This window comes from Massilia sp. DJPM01, assembly GCF_030348125.1.
Lineage (GTDB): Bacteria > Pseudomonadota > Gammaproteobacteria > Burkholderiales > Burkholderiaceae_D > Telluria_A > Telluria_A frigida.
Window position 1 is genome coordinate 85,011 of the sequence record NZ_JAQOZV010000026.1, and the last position, 9,103, is coordinate 94,113.

The following is a 9,103-nucleotide window of genomic DNA, read 5'->3' on the forward strand; positions in this document are numbered from 1 at the left end:
TGGAACCATGCCAAAAATTATTTCCGCGAACCTGAACGGGATCCGCTCCGCTTACAAGAAGGGCTTTTTCAACTGGATGGCCACCCAGACCGCCGATTTTGTCTGCGTCCAGGAGCTCAAGGCGCAGTTGCCCGACATGACCGAGGAATTCCTGACGCCGGGCGGCTATCACGGCCATTTCCATTACGCCGAGAAAAAAGGCTACTCCGGCACCGGTATCTACAGCCGCACCAAGCCGGACGCCGTGCGCATCGGCTTCGGCAGCCCGGAATTCGATGCCGAAGGCCGCTACGTGCGCTGCGATTTCGGCAACCTGACCATCATTTCGGTCTACTGCCCGTCCGGTTCCTCGTCGCCGGAACGCCAGGAAGCCAAGTTCCGTTTCATGGAATTGTTCCTGCCGCACCTGCTCGAATTGCGCGCCGAAGGCCGCGAAGTGGTCATTTGCGGCGACTGGAATATTGCGCACAATGAAATCGACCTGAAAAACTTCAAGGGCAACAAAAAGAATTCGGGATTCCTGCCGGAAGAGCGCGCCTGGCTGACGCGCGTGTTCGATGACGTCGGCTTTGTGGACGTGCACCGTGGCATCGACAAGCGCCCGGAGCAATACACCTGGTGGAGCAACCGCGGCCAGGCCTACGCCAAGAACGTCGGGTGGCGCATCGATTATCACGTGGCAACCCCCGGCATCGCCGCCCAGGCCAAGGAAGTGTCCATCTACAAGGATGAGCGGTTTTCGGATCACGCACCGCTGATCATCGATTACCGCGTCTAGAACGGCGCTGGCTGTGGCGGCCCGCGCTTCAGATTGGCGGCGCTTGCATCTGACGCCGCTTTCGGCCCGAATCAACCGCCCATGAGCGCAGGGGGCGCGCTCGCGCTACGCCCTGCCCTGGAATGGAAATGCGGGATCGGTCTTGACGCCCATCACCTTGCACAGGAAGCGGAGCGTGGCTTGCCCGTGCTCGCCATACGCGCAGCGCAGGACTTGAGGAATGGACAAGCTTAAGTCTCTTGCAATATTCACTGTATAGCTATACAGTGGATGTATGCAGGACGAACCCCATCAATCCACCTCAGGAGTGACTCACCATGCTTGATCACATGACTTTCCGCGTGAACGATATTGGCCGCGCTAAAGCGTTTTACAGCGCGGCTCTCGCACCACTGGGCTACAGCGTATGCTTTGAAGGCAACTACGGAGCGAACATGGTGGGGTTTGCTTACCCTGACGCCTCTGAGCCCGACGGCAAAAAGGCCGATGTATGGTTCATCGATGGCCCATCACCCTACGGGGGCCCGCCAGCGACAAGCGGCTGTCACTTGGCGTGGCGGGCCGAAAGTCGCGCGCAAGTGGATGCTTTTTACCGCGCGGCAATCAGCGCCGGAGGAAAAGACAATGGTGCCCCAGGCCTGCGCCCGGATTATCACGCTCACTACTATGGCGCCTTCATCATCGACCCGGAAGGCAATAATATCGAAGCGGTGTGCCACCAGCCAGAATGACGCGCATACAGCCTGCGCATGAATGGCCGGGGATGCGTTCATCGGCCTGGATTTACATGCAAGCAGAACCGGCGCGATAAAGCCGCGCCACAACCGGCGTCGAATGCGCTACGAACGCGACAGTTACAGGGTGCGCCGGCTCTCGAAACGGCGCGCCTGGCCACTCAAGGGGTCGTCGAAACCGATGCTGCGCGCCAGCAGCTTGAGCGGGTTGGCGAAATCGTCGCCCTTGCACGGCAGCGCCTCGGGATAAAACGCGTCGTTGATGATCGGCGCGCCCAGCGCGGCCATGTGTACCCGCAACTGGTGCTTGCGCCCCGTATGCGGTTGCAGGCGGTACAGCATGGCGTCGCCCTGCGCGCCAATCACATCGATCACGCTTTCCGAATTCGGCTCGCCGTCGACTTCCTGCATACGGAAAAACGGGTTTCCCTCGACCATGCGGCTGCGGTGCACCAGCGGAAAGGTGAGCTCGGGCAAGGGCGCGGCCAGCGCTTCGTACACCTTGTGCACGCTGCGTTTCTGGAACAGCGACTGGTAGGCGCCACGGCTCGCTTCCTGGTGCGAAAAAATCACCACCCCGGCCGTTTCGCGGTCGAGCCGGTGAATCGGGGTCAGCTGGGCCAGGCCGGTCTTGCTCTTCAGCCGTACCAGCAAAGTTTCATGCAGGAAGCGCCCGCCCGGCGTCATCGGCAAGAAATGCGGCTTGTCGACCACCAGCAGATGGTCGTCGCGGAACAGGATGTCTTCCTCGAATGGAATCGGGGTCTCGGCATCGAGCTCGCGGTAATACCAGATGCGCATGCCGCGCCGCAGCACGCTGTCGGGGCCGAGCACCGCGCCGCTGCCGTCGACCACCTCGCCGCGCGCCATGCGGTCGCGCCAGACAGCCTCGCCCACGTCGGCGAAATGGCTCGTGAGAAATGCCAGCGCGCCGTCAAGCGGCTTATCGTCCAGCCATAAATAACTGGGCGCGACGCCATCGCGGACCGGCAACGGAACAACTGCATTGGCGTCGGCCTGGCGTCCCATTTACCTGGACGCGCTGCTACGGTACGGCGGCAATTGCGCGACCGCGGTGTTCTGGCTGCGCGCATACAGCGGCAACAGCACGTTCATGTGCTCTTCCATCTGGCGGATGCGTTCCTTGCCGCCCGGGTGGGTCGAGAGCCACGCCGGCGGCGCCCCGCCGCCCGCCGCCGCCATTTTTTGCCACAGGATGATGCCGGCGCGCGGGTCGTAACCGGCGCGCGCGGCCAGGTCCAGGCCGATCAGGTCTGCTTCGCGTTCATCGTCGCGCGAGAATTTGAGCGAGGCGAACTGCGCGCCATACTGGGCCACCGTATCGGTAATGCCGGGATCGATGCCGAGCACCGCGGCGAGCACCGCGCCGCCCACCCGGGCGCCGACGTTGGTCGCGGTCGACTTGACCATCTGCTCGCGCCCGTGTTCGCGCAGGGCATGCGAAATTTCGTGGCCCATGATGGCGGCCACTTCATCGTCGCTCAGGTTCAGGGTGGTGAGGATGCCGCTGAAAAACGCGATGCGTCCACCCGGCATGCAAAAGGCGTTAATTTGCTTGGACGAGAGCAGATTGACCTGCCATTTCCATTTGGCGGCTTCCGGATTCCAGCGCGCGGCGTACGGAATGATGCGTTTGGCGATGGTGCGCAGGCGCACCACCTGCGGATGGTCGTCCGGCACCAGCGCACCCTTTTGCTGGGCCTGGCCCATCAGCTGCGTATATTGCTGCGCCGCCTGCTGATCCATTCTCTCGGCCGAGGCCAGCACGCGGTAGCGCGGCATCGGCCGCACCTGGATGCCATCCTGCACCGCGGCCGCCTTGCCTTTGATCGGGGCCGGCAAGGGCTGGGCCCCGGCCAGGAGCGTGCAGGCGCCCAAGCTCAGGGCAAGGAGAAGGGGTTTAATCTTATGCATGTTTCAATTCCTGCTGTGTATTTAATAACATCATCATCGCAGGAAATCCCGGAAAGTCGCACACGATAAGGCTGACGGCCATGCTCACGCCGCCGCTTGGTTTTTTTTGCGCAGGCGGAACACGGCCAGGCTGCCGCGCAGGTTGGGCAGGAAGGAAACCGGCTTGCCGTCGGCCAGCGCGACCCGCTCCAGTACTTCGAGGCCGCATTCTTCCGCAAGTTCCTCGAAATCGTAAATCGTGGCGCAGCGCACATTGGGGGTATCGTACCACTGGTAGGGCAGCGACTTCGATACCGGCATGCGGCCCTTGAGCAGCGCCACGCGGTGCGGCCAGTAGGCGAAATTGGGGAAGGAGACAATCGCCTCGGCGCCGACCCGCACGATATCGCGCAGCAGCGCCTCGACGTGCTGCATCATCTGCAGCGACGACAGGCACAGCACCGTGTCGAAGGAATTATCGCCGAACAGGCCCAGGCCTTTTTCCATGTCTTGCTGAATCACGTTGATGCCGCGCCGCGCGCTGGCCAGCAGCGAGCCGTCGGCGATTTCGATGCCGTAGCCGGTGCAGCCCTTGCCGCTCTGGAGATAGCGCAGCATGGCGCCGTCGCCGCAACCCACGTCGAGCACGTGCGACTGCTGCGGCACCCAGTGCGCGATGAACGCCAGGTCGGGACGCAGGCTGGAGAGGTCTTCAAAATTCATGCTTGCCCTTTCACCGGCATGGCTTCCCAGATGCGCTGATAGTAAGCGCGCACCATGCTCATGTAACGCTCGTCCTCCAGCAGGAAGGCATCGTGGCCGTGCGGGGCGTCGATTTCGGCGTAGGTCACGCGGCGCCGGTTGCACACCAGCGCCTCGACGATCTCGCGCGAGCGCTCGGGCGAAAAGCGCCAGTCGGTGGTGAACGAGGCGACGAAGAAGTCGGCCTTGGTGCCGGCCAGCGCGCGCTTGAGCAAGCCGCCGAATTCGCGCGCCGGGTCGAAGTAGTCGAGCGCCTTGGTGATCAGGAGGTAGGTATTGGCGTCGAAGTATTCCGAGAATTTGTCGCCCTGGTAGCGCAGATAGGACTCGATCTCGAAGTCGATGCCGAAGTCGAATTTGTAGTCGTTGCTCTCGGCGGCGTTACGCAGTTTACGGCCGAATTTCTCGGCCATGTCATCGTTCGACAGGTAGGTGATGTGACCGACCATGCGCGCCACGCGCAGGCCGTTCTTGGGCACCACGCCGTGCGCATAGAAGTCGCCGCCGTGGTAATCCGGGTCCGACAGGATGGCCTGGCGCGCCACGTCGTTGAAGGCGATGTTTTGCGCCGACAGCTTGGGGGTGGAGGCGATGACGACGCAGTGGCGCAGGCGGTCGGGGAACATGATGCTCCACGCGAGCGCCTGCATGCCGCCCAGCGAGCCGCCCATCACGGCGGCGAACTGCGCGATGCCGAGGGCGTCGGCCAGGCGCGCCTGCGCGGCGACCCAGTCTTCCACCGTCACCACCGGGAAGGAGGCGCCGTAGGGTTTGCCGGTGGCCGGGTTCAGGTGCATCGGGCCGGTGGAGCCGAAGCAGGAGCCGAGGTTGTTGACGCCGATGACGAAAAAGCGGTCGGTGTCGAGCGGTTTGCCCGGACCGACCATATTGTTCCACCAGCCGGTGTTTTTCGGGTCGCCCTCGTAGGTGCCGGCCACGTGGTGCGAGGCGTTCAGGGCGTGGCAGACCAGCACCGCGTTAGATTTATCGGCGTTGAGGGTGCCGTAGGTTTCGTACACCAGGGTGTACTCGGCCAGCGCACCACCGCCCTGCAACCGCAGCGGTTCGGCAAAGCGCATCGCTTGCGGGGAGACTATTCCAATGGATGACATGAGATTCGAAAAAATTGTTAAAGCCGAAGCCCGAAACGCCGTCGTCCCCGCGCCAAGGCGGTACTTGGCGCGGGAATGACGGCTATTAGGTTAGAGGTAGACAAAGCGCTGCGCCGCTACGCTGAGGAAAAGCTAAACACAGCAAATCAAATCACCTGCAACTGCTGCACCGCCTCCACAATCGCATGCGGCTCGGTGGTGCGTAAAATCTTGCGCGTGTGCGGCGTGATGGTGGTCAGGTCGCAATTCAAGATCTCCTGCTTGACCGACAGCAGCTGCGCCGGATGCATCGAGAACTCGCGCAGCCCCATGCCCAGCAACAGGCGCGTCAACTTCACATCGCCCGCCATCTCGCCGCACACCGCCACGTCGATTCCCGCTTTTTTGCCGGCCATGATGGTCATCGCGATCAGCTGCAAGATCGCCGGGTGCAGCGGATCGTACAAGTGCGCCACTTCGTAATCGACCCGGTCGATCGCCAGGGTGTACTGAATCAGGTCGTTGGTGCCGATCGACAGGAAGTTCATGCGCTTGACGAACATCGGCAGCGCCAGCGCCGCCGCCGGAATCTCGATCATCGCGCCAACGTCGATCGCCACATCGTACTTCTGCCCCGCCTCGCGCAGTTGCGCCTTGGCCTGTTCCACCATCGCCAGGCACTGGTCGATCTCGAACACGTGCGACAGCATCGGGATCAGCAAGCGCACCTTGCCGAACGCGGACGCGCGCAAGATCGCGCGCAACTGCGTCAGGAACAGCTGCGGCTCGGCCAGGCAATAGCGGATCGCGCGCAGCCCCAGCGCCGGATTGAGCGCGGTGTGCTCGGTCTGGTCGAGTGGCTTGTCGGCGCCGATGTCGAGCGTGCGGATCGTCACCGGCCGCCCCTTCATCGCCACCACCGCCTTGCGGTACTGCTCGAACTGTTCGTCCTCGCTCGGAATCTTGTGCGCTTGCCCGCTGCGGCCCATGAACAGGAACTCGGAACGGAACAGGCCCACGCCTTCGGCCCCGCATTCGAGCGCGTGCGGGCAGTCGTCCGGCAGCTCGATGTTGGCCAGCAGCGTGATCACGGTGCCGTCGCGCGTGATCGCCGGGGTTTTCTTCAACTTCGAGAGCTTCTTGCGTGCCTTGAGCTGGGCCGCCTGGCGTGCCCGGTATTGCTCCAGCACCAGGGTGCTCGGATTGCAGATCACCACCCCGGCATCGCCGTCGATGATCACCCAGTCATCCTGCTCGATCAGCTGCGAGGCCTGCGACATGCCCACCGCCGCCGGGATATCGAGGCTGCGCGCCACGATCGCCGTGTGCGAGTTCTGCCCGCCCACGTCGGTCACGAAACCGATGAACGAGCGGTCGCGGAACTGCAGCATGTCGGCCGGCGAGATGTCGTGCGCGACGACGATCATCTGCGGCTGGAATTGATCGTCGGTGAGCGGCGCCGGCGCCAGCTGGGCGGTGCCCATCAAGACCTTGAGCACCCGTTCGGCCACCTGCTGGATGTCGGCCTTGCGCTCGCGCAGGTACGGGTCTTCGATCTCGTCGAACTGCGCCGACAATTCATCGATCTGCGTCACCAGCGCCCACTCGGCGTTGTAATGGCGCGTGCGGATGATGTCGAGCGGCGCTTCCGAAATCATCGGATCGGACAAAATCAGCGCGTGCACGTCGATGAACGCGCCCAGCTCCGTCGGCGCATCCTTGGGCAGGTCGGTCCACAGCGCCTGCAGGCCGCGATGCACTTCGGCCAGGGCATCCTGCAGGCGCCGCACTTCCGCTTCCAGGTGTTCTTCGGCCACCAGGTAATGCTTGACGTCGAGCGCGGCGGGCGTAAGCAGGTGCGCGCGGCCGATCGAGATACCGCGCGACACAGGAATGCCGTGCAGCGTGAACGATGCCATGGACAAGCTGCTGGAGGTGCGTCCGACCGGCATTACTCGCCTTCGCCGAATTTGTCGTTGATCAGCGCGGTGAGCGCCTCGACACATTCCTTTTCATCGGCGCCATCGGCTTCCAGGGTGACCTTGGCGCCCTTCCCGGCCGCCAGCATCATCACGCCCATGATCGACTTGGCATTGATGCGGCGCGCGTTACGCGTGAGCCAGACATCGCTCGAAAATTTCGCGGCCAGCTGCGTGAATTTGGCAGAGGCGCGCGCATGCAAACCCAGCTTGTTGATAATTTCCAGATCTTGTTGAATCATTTTTTTGTCGTCTCTTCACACGGATCCTGCATTCGCACACCCGGTGGCCGCAGCCACCGCCCAATCGCTTTTTACGCCGGTCCTACCCTGATACGATTGTCGACCCGCACCGCCCCGCTCTGCGCGCCGGCCAGCGCCATTTCCACCACCACGTCGAGCGTGTCGCGCCGGTAGGTGATCGCGCGCAGCAGCATCGGCAGGCTGATGCCGGCGATGACTTCCACGCGTCCGGCATCGGCCAGCGAATTGCAGCAGTTGGCCGGCGTGCCGCCCTTGATGTCGGTGATCACCAGCACGCCGGCGCCGTCGTCGAGGCGGCAGATCGCTTCGCGCGCCAGCTCGTGCACCTCGGCCAGGTCCTGGTCGGCGGTGACGTCGATCGCCTCGAAACGCTCGGTGGGGCCACGGAACACGTGCGCCACCGCGGCCACGAAGGCCTGCCCGAGCGGTGCATGGGTCATCAACAGAATACCTACCATAATATGTTTGCCTTACTTTCCCTTGCTGCGCCGCTCGACGGCATCGATGAACATCGCCGCCACGTCGAAGCCTGCCTGGTCGCTGATCTCCTGGAAGCAGGTCGGGCTGGTGACGTTGACTTCGGTGAGGAAGTCGCCGATCACGTCCAATCCTACCAGTAACAGGCCACGCTCGGCCAGCAAGGGGCCGATCGATTCGGCGATGTGGATATCGTGCGCGGTCAGGGGCTGGGCCACGCCGATGCCGCCGGCGGCCAGGTTGCCGCGAATTTCAGTCCCCTGCGGGATGCGCGCCAGCGCGAACGGCACCGCCTTGCCATCGATGACGAGGATGCGCTTGTCGCCCTTGACGATATCCGGGATGTAGCGCTGCGCCATGATGGTCTGGGCGCCATTGAAGGTGAGCGTTTCGATCACCGAGCCCAGGTTCATGCCGTCGGCACCGATGCGGAAGATGCCGGCCCCGCCCATGCCGTCGAGCGGTTTGAAGATCACGTCGCCGTGCTTGGCGTGGAAGGCGCGCAGGCGCGCCGCGTCCGACGTGACCAGGGTGGGCGAGGTGAATTCGGTGAACTGGGCGATGGCCAGTTTTTCATTGTGGTCGCGGATCGCGGACGGCTTGTTGAAGATGCGCGCGCCCTGTTGTTCGGCCAGTTCGAGCAGGTAGGTGCCGTACACGTACTCCATGTCGAACGGCGGGTCCTTGCGCTGGATGACGGCGTCGAACTCGGACAGGCGCATGGCCGCCTTGGGCGCGGCGCGGTACCAGTCGCCGGCGTCGCCGGTCAGGGTGATCTGGGCGATGTCGGCGCTGACCACGCCCTCTTCCAGGGCCATGTCGCGCTGCTCGAAGGCGTAAACCGCGTGGCCGCGCCGGGCCGCCTCGCGCATCATGGCGAAGGTCGAATCCTTGTACGTCTTGAAGCCGGACAGCGGATCGGCGAGGAAAGCGATTTTCATGGGCGATTCCATTGAGGGTAATGACTGATTTTAGCCGGAAACGCCGATGTTGGCTTGGGATGAGGCTGGATGGGGTGTTGGAGGACGGAATTCCGGTTGTATCCTTGGCGGGTGCACGGAACTTGGGGGGGAACGCATGCCTTCCCCCCAATTTTTTACTGCAG

Annotated in this window: 11 protein-coding genes; 2 read left to right on the top strand and 9 right to left on the bottom strand. The window is 63.2% G+C overall.

What is annotated here, in order from left to right; all coding sequences use genetic code 11:
- The first annotated feature begins 7 nt into the window (after positions 1–7).
- Complete coding sequence (locus PO883_RS17840; RefSeq protein WP_289310961.1) at positions 8–778, top strand: exodeoxyribonuclease III; 771 nt, start codon at positions 8–10, stop codon at positions 776–778.
- A 105-nt stretch (positions 779–883) separates the two neighbouring features.
- Here PO883_RS17840 and PO883_RS17845 read toward each other — a convergent pair whose 3' ends face one another.
- The gene (locus PO883_RS17845) at positions 884–1,006 is read right to left on the bottom strand and encodes a hypothetical protein (protein WP_289310962.1); all 123 of its coding nucleotides are present in this window, start codon (positions 1,004–1,006) and stop codon (positions 884–886) included.
- A gap of 89 nt (positions 1,007–1,095) precedes the next feature.
- Between PO883_RS17845 and PO883_RS17850 the strand changes: the two genes are divergently transcribed.
- On the top strand, positions 1,096–1,509 hold the full coding sequence (locus tag PO883_RS17850; RefSeq protein ID WP_289310963.1) for a VOC family protein: 414 nt from the start codon (positions 1,096–1,098) through the stop codon (positions 1,507–1,509).
- A 123-nt stretch (positions 1,510–1,632) separates the two neighbouring features.
- Here the strand turns inward: PO883_RS17850 and PO883_RS17855 are convergent, their stop codons facing one another.
- From PO883_RS17855 to gshB, 8 genes are all read right to left on the bottom strand, one after another.
- Positions 1,633–2,541: an RluA family pseudouridine synthase gene (locus tag PO883_RS17855; protein ID WP_289310964.1), complete on the bottom strand. Its 909-nt coding sequence runs from the start codon at positions 2,539–2,541 to the stop codon at positions 1,633–1,635.
- On the bottom strand, positions 2,542–3,447 hold the full coding sequence (locus PO883_RS17860; RefSeq protein WP_289310965.1) for a M48 family metallopeptidase: 906 nt from the start codon (positions 3,445–3,447) through the stop codon (positions 2,542–2,544). It lies immediately after the preceding gene.
- A gap of 84 nt (positions 3,448–3,531) precedes the next feature.
- Positions 3,532–4,149 (bottom strand): methionine biosynthesis protein MetW, encoded by a 618-nt coding sequence (metW, locus tag PO883_RS17865; protein ID WP_289310966.1) that lies wholly within the window; start codon positions 4,147–4,149, stop codon positions 3,532–3,534.
- On the bottom strand, positions 4,146–5,300 hold the full coding sequence (locus PO883_RS17870) for a homoserine O-acetyltransferase (RefSeq protein ID WP_289310967.1): 1,155 nt from the start codon (positions 5,298–5,300) through the stop codon (positions 4,146–4,148). Before PO883_RS17870 ends, metW begins: the two co-directional genes overlap by 4 nt.
- 146 nt (positions 5,301–5,446) lie before the next feature.
- Positions 5,447–7,198, bottom strand: coding sequence for a phosphoenolpyruvate--protein phosphotransferase (gene ptsP / locus PO883_RS17875; protein ID WP_289310971.1), 1,752 nt, complete (start codon positions 7,196–7,198; stop codon positions 5,447–5,449).
- Positions 7,199–7,230: 32 nt separating this feature from the next.
- Positions 7,231–7,500, bottom strand: coding sequence for an HPr family phosphocarrier protein (locus PO883_RS17880; protein WP_166882345.1), 270 nt, complete (start codon positions 7,498–7,500; stop codon positions 7,231–7,233).
- A 71-nt stretch (positions 7,501–7,571) separates the two neighbouring features.
- Positions 7,572–7,979, bottom strand: a complete 408-nt coding sequence (locus PO883_RS17885) for a PTS sugar transporter subunit IIA (protein ID WP_289310968.1) — start codon at positions 7,977–7,979, stop codon at positions 7,572–7,574.
- Positions 7,980–7,991: 12 nt separating this feature from the next.
- Positions 7,992–8,939, bottom strand: a complete 948-nt coding sequence (gshB, locus tag PO883_RS17890) for a glutathione synthase (protein ID WP_289310969.1) — start codon at positions 8,937–8,939, stop codon at positions 7,992–7,994.
- Positions 8,940–9,103: the final 164 nt, after the last annotated feature.

Bases quoted from the DNA above. Each gene is read 5' to 3' on its own strand.
- gshB (WP_289310969.1), bottom strand. From the start codon at position 8,939: ATGAAAATCGCTTTCCTCGCCGATCCGCTGTCCGGCTTCAAGACGTAC.
- PO883_RS17860 (WP_289310965.1), bottom strand. From the start codon at position 3,447: ATGCATAAGATTAAACCCCTTCTCCTTGCCCTGAGCTTGGGCGCCTGC.
- PO883_RS17880 (WP_166882345.1), bottom strand. From the start codon at position 7,500: ATGATTCAACAAGATCTGGAAATTATCAACAAGCTGGGTTTGCATGCG.
- PO883_RS17850 (WP_289310963.1), top strand. From the start codon at position 1,096: ATGCTTGATCACATGACTTTCCGCGTGAACGATATTGGCCGCGCTAAA.
- PO883_RS17840 (WP_289310961.1), top strand. From the start codon at position 8: ATGCCAAAAATTATTTCCGCGAACCTGAACGGGATCCGCTCCGCTTAC.
- PO883_RS17885 (WP_289310968.1), bottom strand. From the start codon at position 7,979: ATGGTAGGTATTCTGTTGATGACCCATGCACCGCTCGGGCAGGCCTTC.
- metW (WP_289310966.1), bottom strand. From the start codon at position 4,149: ATGAATTTTGAAGACCTCTCCAGCCTGCGTCCCGACCTGGCGTTCATC.
- PO883_RS17855 (WP_289310964.1), bottom strand. From the start codon at position 2,541: ATGGGACGCCAGGCCGACGCCAATGCAGTTGTTCCGTTGCCGGTCCGC.
- PO883_RS17870 (WP_289310967.1), bottom strand. From the start codon at position 5,300: ATGTCATCCATTGGAATAGTCTCCCCGCAAGCGATGCGCTTTGCCGAA.
- ptsP (WP_289310971.1), bottom strand. From the start codon at position 7,198: ATGGCATCGTTCACGCTGCACGGCATTCCTGTGTCGCGCGGTATCTCG.